This is a genomic window from Streptomyces akebiae, from assembly GCF_019599145.1.
Classification (GTDB): domain Bacteria; phylum Actinomycetota; class Actinomycetes; order Streptomycetales; family Streptomycetaceae; genus Streptomyces; species Streptomyces akebiae.
Window position 1 is genome coordinate 1,770,012 of the sequence record NZ_CP080647.1, and the last position, 20,907, is coordinate 1,790,918.

Here is a 20,907-nt window from a genome sequence, read left to right on the forward strand (position 1 = left end):
GTCCACGATGAGCGAGCGTCAGCCCGCCGAGGGCAGGCAAGCCAAGGACCGGCCGTGGCTCATGCGCACGTACGCCGGTCACTCCACGGCCGAGGCGTCCAACGAGCTGTACCGGCGCAACCTCGCCAAGGGGCAGACGGGTCTGTCGGTCGCCTTCGACCTGCCGACCCAGACCGGCTACGACTCCGACCACATCCTCGCCCGCGGCGAGGTCGGCCGGGTCGGCGTCCCGGTGGCCCATCTCGGTGACATGCGCAGGCTGTTCCAGGACATCCCCCTGGAGCAGATGAACACCTCGATGACCATCAACGCCACCGCCATGTGGCTGCTGGCGCTCTACCAGGTCGTCGCCGAGGAGCAGGGTGCGGACATCACCCGGCTCCAGGGCACGACCCAGAACGACATCGTCAAGGAGTACCTGTCGCGGGGCACCCATGTGTTCCCGCCGGGGCCCTCGCTCCGGCTGACGACGGACATGATCGCGTACACGGTCTCCCACCTGCCGAAGTGGAACCCGATCAACATCTGCAGCTACCACCTGCAGGAGGCGGGCGCCACCCCGGTCCAGGAGATCGCGTACGCGATGTCCACGGCGATCGCGGTGCTGGACGCCGTGCGCGACTCCGGCCAGGTGCCGCAGGAGCGCATGGGCGACGTCGTCGCCCGGATCTCGTTCTTCGTGAACGCCGGTGTCCGCTTCGTCGAGGAGATGTGCAAGATGCGGGCGTTCGGCCGCATCTGGGACCGCGTCACCCGCGAGCGGTACGGCATCGAGAACCCCAAGCAGCGGCGCTTCCGGTACGGCGTCCAGGTCAACTCCCTCGGGCTGACCGAGGCGCAGCCGGAGAACAACGTCCAGCGGATCGTGCTGGAGATGCTGGCCGTGACGCTCTCCAAGGACGCGCGGGCCAGGGCGGTGCAGCTGCCGGCCTGGAACGAGGCCCTCGGCCTGCCCCGGCCGTGGGACCAGCAGTGGTCGCTGCGGATCCAGCAGGTGCTGGCGCACGAGAGCGACCTGCTGGAGTACGAGGACATCTTCGAGGGCTCGCACGTCATCGAGGCGAAGGTGAGCGAGCTGGTCGAGGCGTCCTTCGCCGAGATCGAGCGGATCCAGGAGATGGGCGGCGCGATGGCGGCCGTAGAGTCCGGCTACCTCAAGTCGCAGCTGGTCTCCTCGCACGCCGAGCGCCGGGCCCGGATCGAGTCGGGCGAGGAGAAGATCGTCGGCGTCAACATCTACGAGTCGACCGAGCCGAACCCGCTGACCGCCGACCTGGACGCGGCGATCCAGACGGTCGACCCGGCGGTCGAGGCCCGGGTGATCAAGTCGCTCCAGAACTGGCGCGACACCCGTTACCAGCCCCCCTTCAACCACCCGCGCCCGTGCAAGGCGCTGGAGCGGCTGAAGGAGGCCGCGAAGGGCACGGACAACCTCATGGAGGCCACCCTGGAGTGCGCCCGCGCCGGGGTCACGACCGGCGAGTGGGCCGGGGCCCTGCGCGAGGTGTTCGGCGAGTTCCGGGCACCGACCGGTGTGTCGTCCGCCCCGGTGGCGGTCTCCGCCGAGGAGGGCTCGGCCATGGCGGAGGTCCGCCGCAAGGTGGACCTGACGGCGCGGGACCTGGGGGTCGGCAAGCTCCGCTTCCTGGTCGGCAAGCCGGGCCTGGACGGGCACTCCAACGGGGCCGAGCAGATCGCCGTGCGGGCCCGTGACGCCGGCTTCGAGGTGGTCTACCAGGGCATCCGGCTCACCCCGGAGCAGATCGTGGACGCCGCCCTCGCCGAGGACGTGCACGCGGTCGGGCTCTCCATCCTCTCCGGCTCGCACGCCCAGCTCGTCCCGGACGTGCTGGAGCGGCTGCGCGAGGCGGGGGCCGGCGACATCCCGGTGATCGCCGGCGGGATCATCCCGAACGCGGACGCCGCACAGCTCAGGGCCGCCGGAGTGGCCGCCGTGTTCACCCCGAAGGACTTCGACATCACCGGGATCATCGGCCGTATCGTCGACGAGATCCGCAAGGCCAACAAGCTCAACCCCCTCATCAGCACGGAGGTCCTCGCATGACCAGCCCTGTTCCTCAGGTGAACCGCCTTCGCCCGCGGCGCTCCTGCCTCGCGGTGCCGGGGAGCAACCCCCGCTTCCTGGAGAAGGCCCAGGGCCTCCCGGCGGACCAGGTCTTCCTCGACCTGGAGGACGCCTGCGCCCCGCTCGCCAAGCCCGAGGCGCGGCACACCATCGTCAAGTTCCTCAACGAGGGCGACTGGACCGGCAAGACGCGGGTCGTGCGCGTCAACGACTGGACGACGGAGTGGACGTACCGCGATGTCGTGACCGTCGTCGAGGGCGCAGGCCAGAACCTCGACTGCATCATGCTGCCGAAGGTGCAGACGGCCCAGCAGGTCGTCGCCCTCGATCTGCTCCTCACCCAGATCGAGAAGACGATGGGCTTCGAGGTCGGCAAGATCGGCATCGAGGCGCAGATCGAGAACGCGCAGGGCCTGAACAACGTCAACGAGATCGCCACGGCCTCCCAGCGCGTCGAGACGATCATCTTCGGCCCGGCCGACTTCATGGCCTCCATCAACATGAAGTCGCTGGTCGTGGGCGAGCAGCCGCCCGGCTACCCGGCGGACGCCTACCACTACATCCTGATGAAGATCCTGATGGCCGCCCGCGCCAACAACCTCCAGGCGATCGACGGCCCCTACCTGCAGATCCGCAACATCGACGGCTACCGCGAGGTCGCCCGGCGCGCCGCCGCGCTCGGCTTCGACGGCAAGTGGGTGCTGCACCCCGGGCAGGTCGAGGCGTCCAACGAGATCTTCTCGCCCTCGCAGGAGGACTACGACCACGCCGAGCTGATCCTGGACGCGTACGACTACTACACCTCCGAGGCGGGCGGCAAGAAGGGCTCGGCGATGCTCGGCGACGAGATGATCGACGAGGCCAGCCGCAAGATGGCCCTGGTCATCTCCGGCAAGGGGCGGGCGGCGGGGATGTCCCGTACGTCGAAGTTCGAGATCCCCGAGAGCTGAGGAGCCTGAGCGCGATGCAGTTCGGACGCACCTACGAGGAGTTCGAGGTCGGGGCGGTCTACAAGCACTGGCCCGGCAAGACGGTCACGGAGTACGACGACCACCTCTTCTGTCTCCTCACCATGAACCACCACCCGCTCCACATGGACGTGAACTACGCCGAGAAGACGACGGATTTCGGCAAGAACGTCGTGGTCGGGAACTACATCTACTCGCTGCTGCTCGGCATGTCCGTGCCGGACGTCTCGGGCAAGGCGATCGCGAACCTGGAGATCGAGTCGCTGCGGCACGTGGCGCCGACCTTCCACGGCGACACGATCTACGGCCAGACGACCGTGCTCGACAAGTGGCCGTCGAAGTCGAAGAACGACCGCGGCATCGTGTACGTGGAGACCAAGGGCTACAAGCAGGACGGCACGCTGGTCTGCGTGTTCCGTCGCAAGGTCATGGTGCCCACCGAGACCTACATCAAGGAGCGCGGCGGCGAGCAGCCGGGCCGCCCCGAGCTCAGGGAGCAGGAGAAGTAGCCATGGCACGACTCGCCCAGACCCACGGTCTCACGGACGTCCAGCAGGAGATCCTGTCCACCGTCCGTGACTTCGTGGACAAGGAGATCATCCCGGTCGCGACCGAGCTGGAGCACCGGGACGAGTACCCGCAAGCGATCGTCGACGGGCTCAAGGAGCTGGGCCTGTTCGGTCTGATGATCCCCGAGGAGTACGGCGGTCTGGGCGAGTCCCTCCTCACGTACGCGCTGTGCGTGGAGGAGATCGCCCGGGGCTGGATGTCCGTGTCCGGGATCATCAACACGCACTTCATCGTGGCGTACATGCTGAAGCAGCACGGCACGCAGGAACAGAAGGACCACTTCCTGCCGCGGATGGCGGCCGGGGACGTCCGGGGCGCCTTCTCGATGTCGGAGCCGGGACTCGGCTCGGATGTGTCGGCGATCACATCGAAGGCGGTCAAGGACGGTGACGAGTACGTCCTGAACGGTCAGAAGATGTGGCTGACGAACGGCGGGACGTCAACGCTCGTCGCCGTTCTCGTCCGAAGTGACGAAGGACACCCCGAGGGCACGCCGCCCCACAAGTCGATGACGACCTTCCTGGTCGAGAAGGAGCCCGGCTTCGGAGAGGTCCGCCCCGGCCTCACCATTCCCGGGAAGATCGACAAGATGGGCTACAAGGGTGTCGACACGACCGAGCTCATCATGGACGGACTGCGCATTCCGGCCAATCGTGTACTCGGCGGCACCACGGGCCGGGGGTTTTACCAAATGATGGACGGCGTCGAGGTCGGCCGGGTTAATGTGGCCGCCCGTGGTTGCGGTGTCGCTCAGCGTGCATTCGAACTCGGTGTCCAGTACGCCCAGCAGCGCCACACTTTCGGCAAGCAGATCGCCCAGCACCAGGCGATCCAGTTCAAGCTGGCCGAGATGGCTACCAAGGTCGAGGCCGCGCATGCGATGATGGTCAACGCAGCACGCAAAAAGGACTCGGGCGAACGAAACGACCTCGAAGCAGGGATGGCGAAGTACCTCGCCTCCGAATACTGCAAAGAAGTCGTCGAGGACGCTTTCCGGATCCACGGCGGTTACGGCTTCTCCAAGGAGTACGAGATCGAGCGCCTCTACCGTGAGGCGCCGATGCTGCTGATCGGTGAAGGTACCGCCGAAATCCAGAAAATGATCATCGGTCGTCGGCTGCTCGAAGAGTATCGATTCCAGGGCTAGTACGCGGTTGGTCCAGGGTCGGATGTCTGGTTCGGGGTGTTTTCTTCGAGAAGAAGATCACACCCCGTCAGCACTCTTCGGCCGTCGACTCGGCTTCTTGGCTTGCCCAGTTGCGGTCCGCGACCGGTACGATCCCGTGAAAGCCGCCGTCCCCAGTCACCGCGCGGCATCATCCGCTACGAAGGTCATCCATGCCCCACAGCCAAACCTCTGCACCACGCGACAGCCTGGCCGGCGTACGGCTCGCGCGCGGAGCATCGCCGTGGCTTCTCCCGACCGTCGCCACCGCAGCACTCAGCCTCGCCCGTTCGCGCCGCTCCGGCGCCGCCCGGGCCGTGGCCGTACCCGCCACCGCGCTGGCGGCGGGCATGCTGTGGTTCTTCCGCGACCCCGAGCGTGAGATCGCCCAGGGCCGGGTCATCTCGCCCGCCGACGGAGTGGTGCAGAGCATCATGCCGTGGAAGGACGGCCGCACCCGCGTCGCGATCTTCATGAGCCCGCTCAACGTCCACGTCAACCGCGCGCCGCTCTCCGGCACGGTGACGTCCGTGGAGCACATCCCGGGTGGGTTCGTACCGGCGTTCAACAAGGAGAGCGAGAACAACGAGCGTGTCGTCTGGCACTTCGACACCGAACTCGGTGACATCGAGATGATCCAGATCGCCGGCGCCGTGGCTCGCCGCATCGTTCCGTACATCCCCGAGGGCACCAAGGTCGAGCAGGGTGACCGGATCGGGCTGATCCGCTTCGGCTCCCGCGTCGACATCTACCTGCCCGAGGGCGTGGAGATCGACGTCGAGGTGGGCCAGAAGACCGTGGCTGGGGTGACTCGCATTGACCGTGACTGATCCGGAGACCCAACCCGGCCAGACCGGGGCGGGCTGGGTGCCCGACGTGGACGAGGTGGAGGACGACGCGGAGGAGATGCCGCTGTCGCTCCGCCTGTCGATAGCGGACACGCTCACCCTGGGCAACGCCACGTGCGGCTTCATGGCGGTGTACTTCACCACCACGGGCATCCTGATCCCGCACCTCACCGGCAGCCAGGAGTCGGGCATGGCCCGGCACAGCGCGGCCACCGCGGTGATCCTGATGCTGTGCGCGGCGATCTTCGACCTGTTCGACGGGCTGGTGGCGCGCAAGCTCCGCTCCTCGCCGATGGGCGCGGAGCTGGACAACCTCTCCGACCTGATCAGCTTCGGCCTCGCGCCGGCGTACTTCGTCCTCGTCTACGGCATGGTCGCGGACGACGCCCACCAGCGGGTGGCGGCGGTGGGGGCGATCGTCGTACTGCTGGCCGTGGTGCTGAGGCTCGCGAGATTCTCCTGCGTGACGGTGAAGGACGGCACCTTCCAGGGCATGCCGTCGCCGTTCGGCGCGCTGACGGTCATCTCGATCGTGCTGCTGGAGCTGCCCTTCGTGGCGACGCTCCTGGCCATCGTCGGTGTCGCGTGGCTGATGGTGAGCCGCGTCGAGTACCCGAAGCCGCGGGGTCCCCTCGCGGGCGCGGTGCTCACCTGGATCGTCCTCGCGATGGGCCTCCTGGCGGCCTGGGCCTTCGACGCCCCCGGCGGTCAGCTGCTGCTCCAGACCGGCTGCGCGCTGCAGCTCGTCATGGGCGCGGTGATCCCGCTGTTCGCCACGGCCCGCCGGGTGAACAACTTCCGCGACAACCGGCGCGAGGCGCGGGCGGCGCAGCTGCCCTGACGCTCCGCTCCAGCACTGACGGGTGTGGCCCGAGCCGATTCGGCTCGGGCCACACCCGTTTCGTGTTCAAGGGCGTCGGGGTTTGCCCTTGAGGGGTCAACTACCTCGTGTGGAGCTCCAGTTGCTGGGGGTGAGGATGGGAGGGACGGTGGAAAGGGGTGGGTTTCACATCACTTGGCATCTTTCGAGCGTCAGGAGCAGAGCATGACCTCGTACGAACTCAGAGAGCACAAGGTCAAGCACACTTCGACGGTTCCGGCGACCAAGGACATCGAGCTGGAGCTGCCCGTCCGGGAGTACGACGGCACCCCCGGCAACGGCCAGGCGCAGGATCGCGAGCCGGTGCTGATGCTGCACGGCAGAAGCGTGCCGGTTCTGCCGGGCTTCGACCTCGCACCCGTGCCCGGCGGCGACCCCAACCGGTACAGCTGGGCGCAGGAACTGGCGGCGGCCGGCTACGACGTCTTCCTGCTGGACCTCCAGGGCTCCGGCCGGTCGCCCCGTCCGGGGCAGATGGACAATCCGTACAACGCCAACCCGGCACAGCAGCAAGCGGTCCTCGTCGACCACACCATCCCGGCGACCGGCCAGCCCACGTACCGGTCGGAGCTGGGCAGTTCGGAGAGTGACGAGGCGGAGTTGGCGACCGTGGTGAAGTTCATCAAGTCCCAGGTCGGCGAGAGCAAGCGAATCCGCTTCGTCGGCTGGTCCGCGGCCGCGTTCGTCATGGGCCCCTACACCCTCAAGCATCCCGAGGAGGTAGAGAGCCTGTTCCTGCTCGCTCCGATGTTCCCGCCGCGAGGACGCTGGTCGGGCAACCCTGACAACCCCTTCGGGCGCCCTGCCGAAGCCGCGACACTGCCCGTCGGCAAGCCGCCCCACCTGTTCGGATTCCCGATGCACGTGGCCAGCAGGAGTGGATTCAAGCAGTCGCTGACCAGTACCCCCACGCTGTGGGAGGACGGGATCGCCGATCGCGTGTGGGCCGCCTGCATGGAGGACGACCCCCTCGGCAGCAAGTGGGGCCCCAAGGTGAACGGCGATCCCGAGGGCGTCCTGCGGTACCGGAACACCTACTGGTGGGGCTGGAACAACCAGACCGCGCCATACAAGAAGGATGGCAAGTACGTGCTCGGCGACAGAGTCCCCGTGCTCATCCTCTACGGGGAACTGGACCGGACCGCCATCACCCGGACACCGATGCCCGACATCCTCCACTTCTCCGTTCCGGACCTCTACACGGCCGTCAAGGGCTCGCGGAAGCTCATGTTCTGCTTCGAGGGCTCCGGCCACTCCCTGGCGTGGGAGACCGTCGCCAAGGACATCCACCGCTTCTCAAGGCAGTGGTTCAAGAACGGCAAGGTGGAGGGGCTCAGCAGCGGCAGCTACTTCAGGGAGTTCGACGGCAATCTGATCCACTTGCCGTAGAGGTCAGGTCAGGAAGTCCCGGCCGATCCGTTCGGCCACCCGCTCCAGGATCGGCCCCGGGTCGGCGAGGCAGCGTGCCACGTCCGGCTCGACCTCCGTCAGGGGGTACGCCCGGCGGATACCGGCGCGGCCCAGGGCCTCCGGTGGGAGGGCCAGGCGGCCGCAGACCGCCACGACCTCCTTGCCGGCCGCGCGGGCGGCCGCGGCGACCCCGGCGGGGGCCTTGCCGTGCAGGGTCTGCTCGTCGAGGGAGCCCTCGCCGGTGATCACCAGCGTGGCCTTCTCCAGCGCCGGCGCGAAGCCGAGGACGTCGAGCATGACCTCGATGCCGGGGCGGAAACGGGCTCCGAGGACGAGGGCGCCGTAGCCGATGCCGCCCGCGGCGCCCGCGCCGGGGGCGAGGGCGTGCTCGGCGGCGCGCGGCCCGGCCGTCTTCTCCAGCACGGCCGCGAAGTGCGTCAGGGCCGCGTCCAGCGTCGCCACGTCCTCGGGACTCGCGCCCTTCTGTGGGCCGTACACGGCCGGAGCGCCCTTCGGGCCCGTCAGCGGGTTGTCGACGTCGCTCGCCAGCACGAGGTCGACCGCCGTGAGCCTCTCGTCGAGGCCCGACAGGTCCGCCGTCACCAGGTCGCGCAGGCCTCCGCCGCCGGGCCCGACGGGCTCCCCCGTCGCGTCCAGGAAGCGCGCGCCGAGCGCGGCGAGCATGCCCGCGCCGCCGTCCGTCGTGGCACTGCCGCCGACGCCGAACACGATCGTGCGGGCGCCCGCGTCGAGCGCGGCGCGCAACAGCTCTCCGGAGCCGTACGTGGAGGCCGTGAGCGGTGCGAAGACCCCGGCGGGCAGTCGCTGCAACCCGCTCGCCTCGGCCATCTCCACGACGGCCGTGTCACCGCGCAGCGCGAAGGCGGCGGTGACGGGCTCACCGAGCGGGCCGGCGACCCGTACCTCGCGCCGTCCGAAACCGGCCGCGACCGCCGCGGCCACCGTGCCGTCGCCGCCGTCGGCGACCGGCAGTGCCTCGACCTCCAGGTCGGGCAGGACCCGGCGCAGGCCCGCCGTGACCCGCTCGGCGACCTGGACGGCCGTCAGCGTGCCCTTGAACTTGTCCGCGGCGATCAGCACCCGCGGGTCGGCCGTGTCCGTGTCGATCCCGTCCACTGCGGCGTTCGCCACCTTGCGTTCCCCTCGCTCGTCGGGCCTTGCGCACGTCAAGGCAGTCGCGCCGCTGTGACCCTAACCGCCCCGGCCCCGGTACGTCATGCCCCCGTCCCGCCCACCGAACACCACGCACCGGACAGCAGGCACCGGCCACCCGACGGGCCTCGCCGGGCGACCGTGCGCGGAATCGGGCGGAATCGGGTAGACCTTCGAACATGACGCCCACGACCACGACCCCCCTCACGCCTCCGGTCGGTGCCGAGCTCGCCGACCGGGTGCTCGGGGGCTGGCTCGGCCGGATCGCGGGGAACATGCTCGGCAAGCCGGTCGAGCAGGGGCTGGTGTGGACGCGGGAGCGGATCGACCGCTATCTGCGGCAGGCGGGGGCTCTGCCGCTCACCGACTACCTCCCGGAGCCGGTCACCGAGAGTGACAGGCTCGCGCTGCGGCCGGAGTGGCGCACCTGCGTACGGGGCCGGATCCACGGCAGCTGCCGCGACGACGACGTGGACTACGCGATCCTCGGGCTGCACCTGCTGGAGACGCACGGCTTCGCGTTCAGTACCGAGCAGGTCGGTGACCTGTGGCTGTTGCGGCTGCCGTACCTCCAGACGTTCACGGCGGAGCGGGCGGCGTACCGCAACCTGGCCGGCGGGCTGAAGCCACCGCTGACGGCCACCTACGACAACCCTTACCAGGAGTGGATCGGCGCCCTCATCCGTGCCGATGTCTTCGGCTGGACCTCCCCGGGCCGGCCCCGGCGTGCGGCCTCGCTGGCCCGGCGCGACGCGGTGCTGTCGCACACCGGCAACGGTGTGTACGGGGCGATGTGGGCGGCGGCACTGATCGCGGCGGCGTTCACCGCACCGGGGGCGCGGGCGGCCCTGGACGAGGCGCTGGCCGTGATCCCGGCGAGCAGCCGTCTGGCCCGGACCGTGCGGAGGGTCGTGTCGCTGTACGACGCCGGACTCCCCTGGGAGGAGACGCTCACGACGGTGGACGAGGAGACGGCCGGGCTCGGCTGGATCCACGTCGTACCGAACGCGGCCGTGCTCACGGCCGGGCTGCTGTACGGCGAGGGCGACTTCACCCGCACCCTCGCGCTGACCGTCCGGGGCGGCCTGGACACCGACTCGAACGGTGCCACCGCCGGTTCGGTGGCGGGCGTCCTGTGCGGGGCGGCGGCGATCCCGGACCGGTGGAAGGACCCGTTGGAGGACACCGTGCGCAGCGCCGTGTTCGGTTTCGACGGGGTGCGCATCAGCCAACTCGCGGAGCGCACGGTGCGGTTGGCGGAGGACTTCGGCTCCTGAGCGCCGGTCCTTCCGCTCCCCGAGCGCCGATCTCCCGCCTTCGCGGGCCGTCTACGCTGGGCGGATGACCACTCAGGACTTCGCCGCATACATCGCGAGCCTGCCCCGTGTCCTCGCCGGCGCCGCCGCGATCTTCCGGGACGCCGAGGGCCGCGTGCTCCTCGTCGAGCCCAACTACCGCGCGGGATGGGCCCTTCCGGGCGGGACGATCGAGTCGGAGGACGGCGAGACCCCGAGGCAGGGGGCCCGGCGGGAGACGCTGGAGGAGATCGGGCTGGACGTCGAGCCGGGGCGGCTGCTCGCCGTGGACTGGGTGCAGGGCGTGGGGCGGCCGCCGCTGGTGGCGTACGTGTACGACGGCGGGGTGCTCGACGAGGACGATCTGAAGCGGATCCGGTTGCAGGAGGAGGAGTTGCTGTCGTGGCGGCTCGTCCCACGCGCCGAGCTCTCCGGGTATCTTCTCGGACCGCTCGGCTCCCGGGTGCTCGCCGCCCTCGACGCGCTGGCGGAGGGCACGGGGCCGGTCGAGCTGGAGAACGGCGAGCGGGTCGTCTGAACGGGCGAGGACCGGCCACCGCGATGCCGTCCGGCCGCGGCCCACCGTTGACAGGAGTCAGCTGACCTCGCGTCAACTGGCCCTGCACAGAACGTTAAATGAATGAACCTTCCACTTAATGGAAGTTTAAAGCGCTGGCCGAAAACGCTGCCCGTTTGTCACTTCAGCATCTAGGCTGACGTCACCCCCGTCCGAGCGATCGCGCCCCGTTGCCTCACTCGGGAACCGGGGCAGCACTTGGGACACCCGTGACCGGCGGCCCGGGGGCGGGCCGTGGCGCCGGGAGATCCGGAGCCCCTGGGGGAACGGTCACCGGGAGCCGCCCGGAGCAGTCGGTCTCCCCCCACCTGCGGGCCGATTCCCGCCCGTCATCACCGAACAGGCAGCTGAGGTCATGGAACCACTGGGCTCAGACGATCCCGAGGAGCTAGGTCCCTACCGTCTCGTGGCGCGGCTCGGCGCAGGAGGGATGGGACGGGTCTATCTGGCGCGCTCCCCGCAGGGGCGGACCGTCGCGGTCAAGGCCATCCGTCCCGAGCTGATGGGGGACAAGAACTTCCGCGTCCGCTTCCGCCGTGAAGTGGAGGCCGCCGGGGCGGTCGGCGGCAGATACACCGCGCCCGTCGTCGACGCCGACCCCGAGGCCCCCATCCCCTGGCTGGCCACCGATTACATCGCCGGCCCCACCGTGGCCGAGGCGGTCGCCGCGCACGGCCCGCTGCCGGTGGAGTCGGTGCTCGTGCTGGGTGCCGGCATCGCCGAGGCGCTCATCTCGGTGCAGGCGGCCGGGCTGGTGCACCGCGACCTGAAGCCCTCCAACGTGCTGCTCGCCGCCGACGGCCCGCGCGTCATCGACTTCGGCATCGTCCGGGCGAGCGACGGCTACGATCTCACCCGCTCCGGCGCGCTCTTCGGCTCCTTCGAGTACATGTGTCCCGAGCAGGCCACGGGCGAGCCGCTGGGCCCCGAGGGGGACATCTTCTCGCTGGGCTCGGTGCTCACCTTCGCCGCGTCCGGGCATGCCCCGTTCAGCGGCAGCGCGGCGGCCACGCTCCTGTACCAGGTGGTGCACAGCACACCCGATCTGACGGGTGTGCCCGAACCGCTCGACAAGATCATCAATCTCTGCCTCACCAAGGACCCCCGGCTGCGGATCACCCCGGACAAGCTGGCCGCCGCCTGCGCGCCCGGCGGTGTGGAGCACCTGACGGCAGACGGCTGGCTGCCCCCGTCGGTGGCCTCCTCGGTCGCCCTCCGCGCGGCGGCGGTACAGAGCCTCGAAACCGGTCCGAACGGCCCGGTCGTCTACCGCTCCACCGAGGCCGAACGGGAGCGGGAGGCGTACGACTTCCAGCAGGAACGTCTCGCCTACGCGCCCCGGCCGGACCGCGCCGCGTACGACGCGCAGGGGGGTCGAGCCGCCTACGACTTCGAGCCGGCGGAGGTGTCTCGCGTCACGGACAGTCCGTCGACGAGCAACTCCGGCGGCCCGTACGACGCCCCGTACAACGTCCCGTACGAAAGCCCCTACGACGGCTCGGGCCGGACCGGCGGCGAGTCGTCGGTCGGAGCGGCGCCCTCCGCGGGCGCTGAGCCCCGTTCCGCTCCCGGGGAGCCGGAGCCGTACCGCGCCTCCGGGCACCGTCGTGCCGTACCACGGCCCGGTCCGTCGCGGCGTACGGTCCTCACCGTGTCGGCGGGTTCCGCCGCGGCCGCGGTCGGTGCCGGCCTGGTGCTCAGCCGCCGGAAGGCGTCGGCCGTGCGTTCCACCGAGCCCGCGGGCCCGGCTCCGAAGCCGCTGTGGACCTACCGCAGCGGTCCGCTGCTCCAGGCGCCCGCCGTCTTCAACGCCGGCACGGCCCTGGTGAAGACCCGCCCGGGTGACCTGGTCTGTCTCGACCTCAAGGACGGCACCCGGCCCAGATGGATCTACGAGGGCATCAGCCAGTCGCCCACCCCGGCCGTGCTGGCCTTCGACGCGGCGATCGCGCTCGGCGAGGGATCGACGGTGATCGGGGTCGACCCGCTCGACGGAACGGAACGTTTCACCATCGACTTCGGGCCGGACTTCCGCTTCATCACCCTGCTCGGCGGTGTCGACGACCGGGCCATCTCCGTCATCGGCGTCCGGCTCCGGCGCGAGTCAGAGGAGCAGGGCGTCGCGACGTCCACGGACACGGTGTTCGGGGTCGACCTCGCGGCCCGCCGCGCCGAGGTCATCCCCATCAGCCCGGAGGACGTGGGCGTCAAGCTGGCGCCGGTCATCATCCCCGGCTATTTCGTCTACGCCGACGGACTGCGCAACGTCACGGTCCGGGACACCACCAGCTCCGGCGTTCTGTGGAAGCACCCGGTCGGCTACGACCTGCGGCCGGGCCTCGCCGTCGTCAACCGTTCGGTGTTCGTCATCGGCCAGGAGCTCAAGGCCCTGGACCTCACCACCGGCAAGGTCCGCTGGCGGGTGAAGCCCGAGCGCGGCATGTTCGCCTCCCTCGGCGGCTACGGCAACACCGTCTACGTCACCGGCACGGACCCCGCCGGCGTGTACGCGTTCAACGCCGGCACCGGTGCCCGCCGCTGGTTCTGCCCCACCCCGCGCCTCAACATCGACCAGCCGATCACGGCGGGGCCCGACGCGGTCTACGTTCCCGCCTACAAGAACAAGGACGGCTTCTACGCGATCGGCGCCGCCAAGGGCAGACTCCTGTGGAACTTCACCGACGGCCTGGAGACCGGCTTCAACGACTGGCAACTCGCCTGCGACCACAGCGGCGTCCTGGTCGCCCAGCACTACGACCGCACGTACGGCCTGCCCGCCCCCTGACCGCGCCACGCCGATATCCGCTCGCCCCGGCCGAACAGCCGACCTACCCTCGCCCCATGAACAAGCCCCTCGTCGCCCTGCTCAGTGGCGCAGGCATCTCCACCGACTCCGGCATCCCCGACTACCGAGGCCCGAACGGGCTGTGGCGACGTGATCCGGAGGCCGAGAAGCTGGTGACGTACGAGTACTACATGGGTGATCCGGAGATTCGCCGGCGTTCCTGGCAGATGCGGCGGCAGAACCGGACGCTGCGGGCCGAGCCGAACGTGGCGCACCGGGCGGTGGCCGAGCTGGAGCGGTCCGGGGTGCCGGTGCGGGTGATCACGCAGAACGTGGACGGGCTGCACCAGCTGGCCGGGATGCCGGCCCGCAAGGTTCTCGAACTGCACGGCTCGGCTCGGTCCGTGGTGTGCGTCGGGTGCCACGCCCGGATGCCGATGGAGGACGCGCTCGCCCGGGTCGAGGCCGGTGAGGACGATCCGCCCTGCCTGGAGTGCGGGGGCGTGCTGAAGTCCGCCACCGTCATGTTCGGCGAGCGCCTCGACCCGGTGGTCCTCGGCGAGGCCGTGGCGATCACCAAGGCCTGCCAGATCTTCATCGCCGTCGGAAGCAGCCTCCAGGTGCAGCCCGCCGCCGGGCTCGCCGGCGTCGCCGCCGACCACGGGGCCCGCCTGATCATCGTCAACGCCGAGCCGACCCCGTACGACGAGCGGGCGGACGAGGTCGTACGGGAGCCGATCGGGACGGCGTTGCCCGAGGTGCTGCGGGGGATCCGCGCGGCGAGCGACTGAGGGACCCGTGGGCCGGGCCGCTCAGAAGAGTGCCGTGCCCCGTTCGAAGTCCAGCAGGCGCTGCTTGCGCTCCGTGCCGCCGCCGTATCCGGTGAGGCTGCCGTCGGAGCCGACCACGCGGTGGCAGGGGACGATGATGCCGACGGGGTTCTTGCCGTTGGCCAGACCGACCGCGCGGGACGCCTTGGGGTTGCCCAGGGCGCCCGCGAGTTCGCCGTACGAGCGGGTCTCGCCGTAGGGGATCCGGACGAGCTGTTCCCAGACCTGACGCTGGAACGGGGTGCCCCGCAGCCTGAGTTCGAGGGTGAACACCCGCAACTCGCCCGTGAAGTAGGCGTCCAGCTGTTCCCGGGGCTCGGCGAAGGCGGAGTCGTCGCGTTCGCCGAAGTTCTCCTCCGGCGGGCGATGGCGCTGCTCGGTCATGTAGAGCCCGCACAGGACACCGTCGTCGGCGACGAGGGTGAGGGGGCCGTAGGGACTGTCGACGACGGTGTGCCGCTTCTGCTGCTGCATGGGGTGGTCCTCGCGAGGTCGGTCGGCCGGCGTCCGGCGGACGGGCCGACACCGGAACTGGCTCATACGGGCAGGAAGTTGATGGGGTGGCTGTCCGTCGCCCAGAGGTACTGGACCGCGTACGCCCGCCACGGCCGCCAGGCCTCGGCCCGGTTAGCGAGGGCGGCCGGGGTGGACGGCAGGCCCAACTCCCGTGCCGCGCGCCGGATTCCGAGGTCGCCGGCGAGAAAGGCGTCCGGATCGCCGAGGGCGCGCATGGCGATGACGTCGACGGTCCAGGGGCCGAACCCGGGCAGGGCGAGGAGCCGGGCACGGGTTTCGGCCCAGTCGCTGTCGACGCCCAAGTGCAGTGTTCCTTCGGCGAGTTGCCGTACCAGGGTGGTGAAGGTGGTCCGGCGGGTGTGCGGCATCGCGAGGGTCTCGGGATCGACGGCCGCCAGCTGCCCGGGAGACGGGAAGAGATGGGTGAGGCCCCCTTCCGGATCGTCGACCGGTTCGCCGTGCGCGACGACCAGCCGGGCCGCGTGGGTCCGGGCGGCGGCGGTGGAGACCTGCTGACCGAGCACCGCCCGTACGGCGAACTCGGCCTCGTCGACGGTCCGCGGCACCCGGCGCCCCGGTGCCTTGTCCACCAACGGAGCGAGCACGGGGTCGGTGCGCAGCTGCTCGTCGACGGCGACCGGGTCGGCGTCCAGATCGAGCATGCGGCGGCAGCGGCTGATGGCGACGGGCAGGTCACGCAGATCATCGAGGATGAGCCGACAGGCGATGTGGTCGGGCTCCGGCGTGAGGGCGACGATGCCGCGACCGTACGGCAACCGGAGCGTGCGACGGTACGCGCCGTCGCGCCACTCCTCCACCCCCGGTACGGCGGTCGCGGCGAGGTGACCGAAGAGGTTGTCGGGGTTGAGCGGGGCCCGGAACGGCAGCCGGAGGCTCAACACCCCTGATGCGCCCGGGGAGTCGGAGCGCCGGCGGGCCGACCGTGCGGCCCGCTCGCGCAGTGCGCTGGGCGACAGCGCGAAGACTTCCCGCACGGTGTCGTTGAACGTCCGGATCGACCCGAACCCGGCGGCGAACGCGATCTCCGCCATCGGCAGCGCGGTCGTCTCGATCAGCAGCCGCGCGGTCTGCGCCCGCTGCGCCCGGGCGAGTGCCAGGGGGCCCGCGCCCAGCTCGGCCAGCAGTTGCCGCTCGACCTGCCGGGCGCTGTAGCCGAGCCGCCGGGCCAGCCCCGGCACGCCCTCCCGGTCCACGACCCCGTCCCCGACCAGCCGCATCGCCCGCGCCACGAGGTCCGCCCGCTGGTCCCACTCCGGTGACCCCGGACTCGTGTCCGGCCGGCACCTCTTGCAGGCCCGGAACCCGGCCTGCTGGCAGGCCGCCGCACTCGGGTAGAACGTCATGTTCTCCGCCTTGGGCGGCACCACCGGGCAGCTGGGCCGACAGTAGATCCGTGTGGTCAGCACGGCCGTGAAGAACCACCCGTCGAACCGCGCGTCCTTCGACCGCACGGCCCGCACACACCGCTCCGTGTCCGCGTACATCCCGTTCCGCATGACTCAAGCATCGGGGAGGGGAGGAGGCAGGGCTGGCGGAAATCCGACATCAGCGTGGAGTGGCCTGGGGCCCCTGAAGAGGCCTGGGGACCGCGGGACCGGCCCCCACGCACCCGCCGCCGCCGTGCGACGGACAGTTCCTCCCCCCTCAGGCGCCCCGGCCCGCTTCAGCCATGCGCGGCCCTCCGCCAGGCGGCCTCCCGCAACAACCGCAGCCCGTTCAACCCGACCACGACCGTCGACCCCTCGTGCCCCGCCACCCCGAGGGGCAGCGGCAGGTGCCCGGCCAGGTCCCACACCACCAGTACCGCGATGCACACCCCCGCGATCACCAGGTTCTGCACCACCAGCCGCCGGGCCGCCCGCGACAGCCGCACCACCGCCGGAATCGCACGCAACTCGTCGCGCACCACCACCGCGTCCGCGGTCTCCAACGCGAGATCGGAGCCCGCCCGGCCCATGGCCACCCCGGCGTGCGCGGCGGCGAGAGCGGGCGCGTCGTTGACCCCGTCGCCCACGAACAGGACCTTCGCGCCCCCGTGCTGCAGCTCCCGCACCGCCTCCACCTTGCCCTCCGGCAAGAGCCCGGCCCGCACGTCGTCGATGCCGGTGTCGGCCGCCACCCGGGCGGCGGCACGCGCGTTGTCCCCGGTCAGCAGGACCGGCGACACACCGGTCAGGGCGGTGAGGGCGGCCACCGCGGCGGGCGCGTCATGACGCGGCCGGTCGGCCAGGGTGAGCGTCCCGACGGCGACCCCGTCCCGCTCGACGAGAACGGTCGTCCCTTCGGCGACCGCCCCGTCGCCGGCGGCCTCGTCGCCGATGCCGTCGTGCTGCCTCACCCGCCCCACAGCCACCACGTGCCCCTCGACGGTCGCCCGCACCCCTCGGCCCGGCATGGCCACGAAGTCCTCGGCGACGGCCTGCCGCAATCCCCGCGCCCCGGCGGCGGCCACCACCGCGCGGGCCAGCGGATGTTCGCTCGGGTACTCGGCGGCCGCCGCCAGCGCCAGCAGCCCGTCCTCGTCGAGCCCGGAGCCCGGGAGCGGTCGTACGGCGACGACCTCGGGCGTGCCCTCGGTGAGCGTGCCGGTCTTGTCGAGCGCGGCGGCGTCGATCTCGCCCAGCCGCTCCATCGCGACGGCCGACTTCACGAGGACACCGTGACGGCCGGCGTTGGCGATGGCGGAGAGCAGCGGCGGCATGGTGGCGAGGACCACCGCGCAGGGCGAGGCGACGATCATGAAGGTCATGGCGCGGAGCAGCGCGGACGTGAGGTCCTCGCCGAAGGCCAGGGGGACGCCGAAGACGGCGAGGGTGGCGACGACGACACCTACGGCGTACCGCTGTTCGACCTTCTCGATGAAGAGCTGGGTCGGCGCCTTGGTGCGGGAGGCCTCCTCGACGAGGCTCACGATGCGGGCGATCACGGAGTCGGCCGGGTCCCGTGCGACGCGGACGCGCAGCGCTCCCGTGCCGTTGAGGGTGCCCGCGAAGACCTCGTCGCCCGGGGCCTTGGGGACGGGCAGCGGTTCGCCGGTGATGGTGGCCTGGTCGGCCTCGCTCCGCCCCTCCAGGACACGGCCGTCGGCGCCGATGCGTTCGCCGGGGCGGACCAGCACCACGTCACCGACGGCGAGTCGGTCGGTCGGCACGTTCTCCTCCGCCGTGCCGTCCGGCGACAACCGGGTGGCGGTGGTGGGAGCGAGGTCGAGCAGACCGCGTACGGAGTCCGCGGTGCGGGCGGTGGCCAGGGCCTCCAGGGCGCCGGAGGTGGCGAAGATGACGATCAGCAGGGCCCCGTCGAGGACCTGGCCGATCGCGGCCGCGCCCAGCGCCGCGACGATCATCAGCAGGTCTACGTCGAGACTCTTCTCGCGCAGGGCCCGCAGCCCTTCGAGAGCGGGCTCCCAGCCGCCGGCCGCGTAGGCGAGCACGTAGAGCGGGCCGTAGAGCCAGGCGGAGGATCCGGCCAGGTCCAGGGGGAAGGCGAGCAGGAAGGCGAGGGTGGACGTCAGCGCCCAGCGGGCCTCGGGGAGGGCCAGGACGCGGGTGCGGCGGCGGGGGGCCGTCGGCACGGACGTACGGCGGGCCGGGGTGGGGGTGAGGGTGACAGACACGCGGGCCACCATACAGGAACACATGAAGACCCATTCATGCCTTCATATGCGATGGGTAAGATACTCGCCATGGGTCATGGAGCCGTCACCTCAGCGCAGGACGCCGCCCCTCGTGTGCGTCTGGACGCGGCCAACGTGGCCAAGGTGGCCACCACCCTCCAGGCTCTCTCCACCCCGTCCCGCCTGCTGATCCTGGCCAGGCTGCGCGAAGGGCCGCTCCCGGCGACCGAGTTGGCCGCCGAGGTCGGGATGGAACAGTCGGCCTGCTCACACCAGCTGCGCCTGCTGCGCAACCTCGGCCTGGTCGTGGGCGAGCGCCGGGGCCGTTCGGTGGTGTACGCGCTGCACGACCACCATGTCGCCGAGCTGCTGGACCAGGCCGTCTACCACGTCGAACACCTGCGACTGGGGCTCAGCGACGCGCCGGACGGGGACTGAGGCACCGGGCGGGCACCGCAGCGCCCCGGCCGGTGGCCGGGGCGGGTGCTTGACGCGGAGGGCCGGGGCAGTCTCCCGGGGTGGGGTCACGCTGCGGGAACCGCCGGCAGCGTCGAGGGGGTCAGGCCGCCGAGCAGTCCTCCGAGCAGGCCGGTGACCAGGCCGAGTACCGGCTGCAGGAGGTCGGTGACGACACCGAGGACCGGGGCGAGCAGACCGGTCACCGCGCCCAGGACCGCACCCAGGTCGAGCGAGGTCAGCGCCTTGAGCAGCGCGTCGACCGCGGCCTGGAGCGCGGCCAGCAGATCCGTGACCGGGTCGGCCGCCGCCGCGGCGCGGTCGGAGCCGGCCGGGGCCGCCGCGTCGAGCTTCTGCAACCGCTGCTGAACGGTGGCGTGGGCGGTCCGCAGGGCCGCGATGTGCCGGGCCGCCTCGGCGGTGTCCAGCTCGTCGGCGTCCAGCTTGGCGATGGTGGTCATCTCGTCCAGCAGGGGGGCGACCACGTCGCTGCGGTCCATGCGGTCGAGCATGTCCAACTGACCGAGCAGCTCGTCCACGTCGGTGCCGACGGCGTCGGTCGCCGTGGCCGTGCCGGTCGCCGCCTCCGCGGCCGCGTCCGTGTCGGCGTCGAGGTCCGCCAGCAGCGCGTCCATGTCGCTGTCGAGCTGCGCGAAGAGCGCCTCCATGTCGGCGATCTCCTTGTCGACGATGGCGTCCGCCTCCGCCTCCTCGTTCGCCACGAGCGCGTCGATCTCCTTCTCCAACGAGTCGAAGAAGGCGTCCAGATCGGGTTCGGGCACCGCGGCGGCCCGGGTCGCGGCACGGTCGGCGGCGGTTCGGCCCGCGTCGACCGCCGCGGTGGCGGTACCGACCGGCCCGAGGACCAGTGCCCCGCAGACCAGAGGTGACAGGAGAAGAGCACGGGAGACGAGGGCGCGCATGCGCAGTCCTTTCGAAGCAGCTGTCCTTGCGCTCACGGTGGGAGGCGTCACGACGCGCCGCAACACGAGCGCGGCGCCCCGGCCAGGCACGCCGCCCCACGACATCGCCGACCCTGACCAGCGTGTTTCCCGCGACGGGCAGCTCCGTACGCCTCCGTTCGACTCGCCCTCGCCGTTCGCCCGTCGGAGTGCGGGAGGGCGGCGCCGGGCCGCGTCCCGCCCTCGGTGCCGGTGTCAGCCCGCCTGTTCGGCGAACGCCTGGTACGCCTCGTCGTCGAAGAGGACGAACCTGACCTCCTCGACCGAGGTCTCGGTGGAGCGGACCGTCTCCACGGCGATACGGGCGGCGTCCGCCATGGGCCAGCCGTAGACACCGGCTGAAACGGCGGGGAAGGCGACGGTCCGGGCTCCCAACTCGTCGGCGACACGGAGGGACTCGCGGTAGCAGGAGGCGAGGAGCGCGGAGCGGTCGAGGCTCTGGCTGTGGACGGGTCCGACCGTGTGGATGACCCAGCGCGCGTCCAGGTCGCCCGCCGTCGTGGCCACGGCCTGGCCGGTGGGCAGGCCACTGCCGTAATGAGAGGCGCGGAGTTTGCGGCAGTCGGCCAGGATGGCAGGGCCGCCGCGCCGGTGGATGGCGCCGTCCACTCCTCCCCCGCCCAGGAGGGAGGAGTTGGCCGCGTTGACGATGGCGTCGACGGACTGCTGGGTGATGTCGCCCCGGACGAGGGTGATGGTGGTCATGCCCGCCTCTATATCAGCCGACGGGACGGGCGAGCCTCCGATTT

18 protein-coding genes are annotated in these 20,907 nt (G+C 71.0%); 12 read left to right on the forward strand and 6 right to left on the reverse strand.

The annotated features are described in order from the left end of the window. The first annotated feature begins 7 nt into the window (after positions 1 to 7). The 7 genes from K1J60_RS07750 (at position 8) to K1J60_RS07780 (ending at position 7,906) form a co-directional block, all read left to right on the forward strand. Complete coding sequence (locus K1J60_RS07750) at positions 8 to 2,065, forward strand: protein meaA (RefSeq protein WP_220645535.1); 2,058 nt, start codon at positions 8 to 10, stop codon at positions 2,063 to 2,065. Next, on the forward strand, positions 2,062 to 3,036 hold the full coding sequence (locus K1J60_RS07755; protein WP_033529824.1) for an HpcH/HpaI aldolase/citrate lyase family protein: 975 nt from the start codon (positions 2,062 to 2,064) through the stop codon (positions 3,034 to 3,036). The genes K1J60_RS07750 and K1J60_RS07755 overlap by 4 nt, the downstream gene beginning before the upstream one ends. A 14-nt stretch (positions 3,037 to 3,050) precedes the next feature. After that, on the forward strand, positions 3,051 to 3,563 hold the full coding sequence (locus K1J60_RS07760) for a MaoC family dehydratase (RefSeq protein WP_033529825.1): 513 nt from the start codon (positions 3,051 to 3,053) through the stop codon (positions 3,561 to 3,563). Between the two features lie 2 nt (positions 3,564 to 3,565). Beyond that, complete coding sequence (locus K1J60_RS07765) at positions 3,566 to 4,771, forward strand: acyl-CoA dehydrogenase family protein (protein WP_220645536.1); 1,206 nt, start codon at positions 3,566 to 3,568, stop codon at positions 4,769 to 4,771. A gap of 191 nt (positions 4,772 to 4,962) precedes the next feature. Then, the gene (locus K1J60_RS07770) at positions 4,963 to 5,619 is read left to right on the forward strand and encodes a phosphatidylserine decarboxylase (RefSeq protein WP_078531507.1); all 657 of its coding nucleotides are present in this window, start codon (positions 4,963 to 4,965) and stop codon (positions 5,617 to 5,619) included. Between the two features lie 37 nt (positions 5,620 to 5,656). Further along, on the forward strand, positions 5,657 to 6,478 hold the full coding sequence (gene pssA / locus K1J60_RS07775) for a CDP-diacylglycerol--serine O-phosphatidyltransferase (RefSeq protein WP_033529828.1): 822 nt from the start codon (positions 5,657 to 5,659) through the stop codon (positions 6,476 to 6,478). A 204-nt stretch (positions 6,479 to 6,682) separates the two neighbouring features. Further along, positions 6,683 to 7,906, forward strand: coding sequence for an alpha/beta fold hydrolase (locus K1J60_RS07780; protein WP_220645537.1), 1,224 nt, complete (start codon positions 6,683 to 6,685; stop codon positions 7,904 to 7,906). A 3-nt stretch (positions 7,907 to 7,909) separates the two neighbouring features. On the opposite strand, the gene K1J60_RS07785 is transcribed toward K1J60_RS07780, so the two are convergent. Beyond that, on the reverse strand, positions 7,910 to 9,079 hold the full coding sequence (locus tag K1J60_RS07785) for a glycerate kinase (RefSeq protein WP_220645538.1): 1,170 nt from the start codon (positions 9,077 to 9,079) through the stop codon (positions 7,910 to 7,912). Between the two features lie 200 nt (positions 9,080 to 9,279). Here K1J60_RS07785 and K1J60_RS07790 point away from each other — a divergent pair, with 200 nt between their 5' ends. From K1J60_RS07790 to K1J60_RS07805, 4 genes are all read left to right on the forward strand, one after another. Continuing rightward, positions 9,280 to 10,377 carry an ADP-ribosylglycohydrolase family protein gene (locus K1J60_RS07790; RefSeq protein WP_220645539.1) on the forward strand — a complete coding sequence of 366 codons (1,098 nt, stop codon included), beginning with the start codon at positions 9,280 to 9,282 and terminating at the stop codon, positions 10,375 to 10,377. 64 nt (positions 10,378 to 10,441) lie between these two features. Continuing rightward, positions 10,442 to 10,933 (forward strand): NUDIX domain-containing protein, encoded by a 492-nt coding sequence (locus tag K1J60_RS07795; RefSeq protein ID WP_220645540.1) that lies wholly within the window; start codon positions 10,442 to 10,444, stop codon positions 10,931 to 10,933. 394 nt (positions 10,934 to 11,327) lie between these two features. Next, entirely contained in the window at positions 11,328 to 13,757 is a 2,430-nt protein-coding gene (locus K1J60_RS07800; protein ID WP_220645541.1) for a protein kinase domain-containing protein, read from the forward strand. A 56-nt stretch (positions 13,758 to 13,813) separates the two neighbouring features. Then, positions 13,814 to 14,548: an SIR2 family NAD-dependent protein deacylase gene (locus K1J60_RS07805; RefSeq protein ID WP_220645542.1), complete on the forward strand. Its 735-nt coding sequence runs from the start codon at positions 13,814 to 13,816 to the stop codon at positions 14,546 to 14,548. 21 nt (positions 14,549 to 14,569) lie between these two features. Here K1J60_RS07805 and K1J60_RS07810 read toward each other — a convergent pair whose 3' ends face one another. From K1J60_RS07810 to K1J60_RS07820, 3 genes are all read right to left on the reverse strand, one after another. Further along, positions 14,570 to 15,061 carry a methylated-DNA--[protein]-cysteine S-methyltransferase gene (locus tag K1J60_RS07810; RefSeq protein ID WP_220645543.1) on the reverse strand — a complete coding sequence of 164 codons (492 nt, stop codon included), beginning with the start codon at positions 15,059 to 15,061 and terminating at the stop codon, positions 14,570 to 14,572. A 62-nt stretch (positions 15,062 to 15,123) separates the two neighbouring features. Further along, the gene (locus tag K1J60_RS07815) at positions 15,124 to 16,608 is read right to left on the reverse strand and encodes an AlkA N-terminal domain-containing protein (RefSeq protein ID WP_220651333.1); all 1,485 of its coding nucleotides are present in this window, start codon (positions 16,606 to 16,608) and stop codon (positions 15,124 to 15,126) included. A gap of 179 nt (positions 16,609 to 16,787) precedes the next feature. Further along, positions 16,788 to 18,752: a heavy metal translocating P-type ATPase gene (locus K1J60_RS07820; RefSeq protein ID WP_220645544.1), complete on the reverse strand. Its 1,965-nt coding sequence runs from the start codon at positions 18,750 to 18,752 to the stop codon at positions 16,788 to 16,790. A gap of 57 nt (positions 18,753 to 18,809) precedes the next feature. Here K1J60_RS07820 and K1J60_RS07825 point away from each other — a divergent pair, with 57 nt between their 5' ends. After that, positions 18,810 to 19,178, forward strand: a complete 369-nt coding sequence (locus K1J60_RS07825; RefSeq protein WP_033529834.1) for an ArsR/SmtB family transcription factor — start codon at positions 18,810 to 18,812, stop codon at positions 19,176 to 19,178. Between the two features lie 86 nt (positions 19,179 to 19,264). Here K1J60_RS07825 and K1J60_RS07830 read toward each other — a convergent pair whose 3' ends face one another. Next, positions 19,265 to 20,119 (reverse strand): hypothetical protein, encoded by an 855-nt coding sequence (locus K1J60_RS07830; protein ID WP_220645545.1) that lies wholly within the window; start codon positions 20,117 to 20,119, stop codon positions 19,265 to 19,267. Positions 20,120 to 20,353: 234 nt separating this feature from the next. Then, entirely contained in the window at positions 20,354 to 20,863 is a 510-nt protein-coding gene (locus K1J60_RS07835) for an O-acetyl-ADP-ribose deacetylase (protein ID WP_220645546.1), read from the reverse strand. Between the last annotated feature and the right edge of the window lie 44 nt (positions 20,864 to 20,907).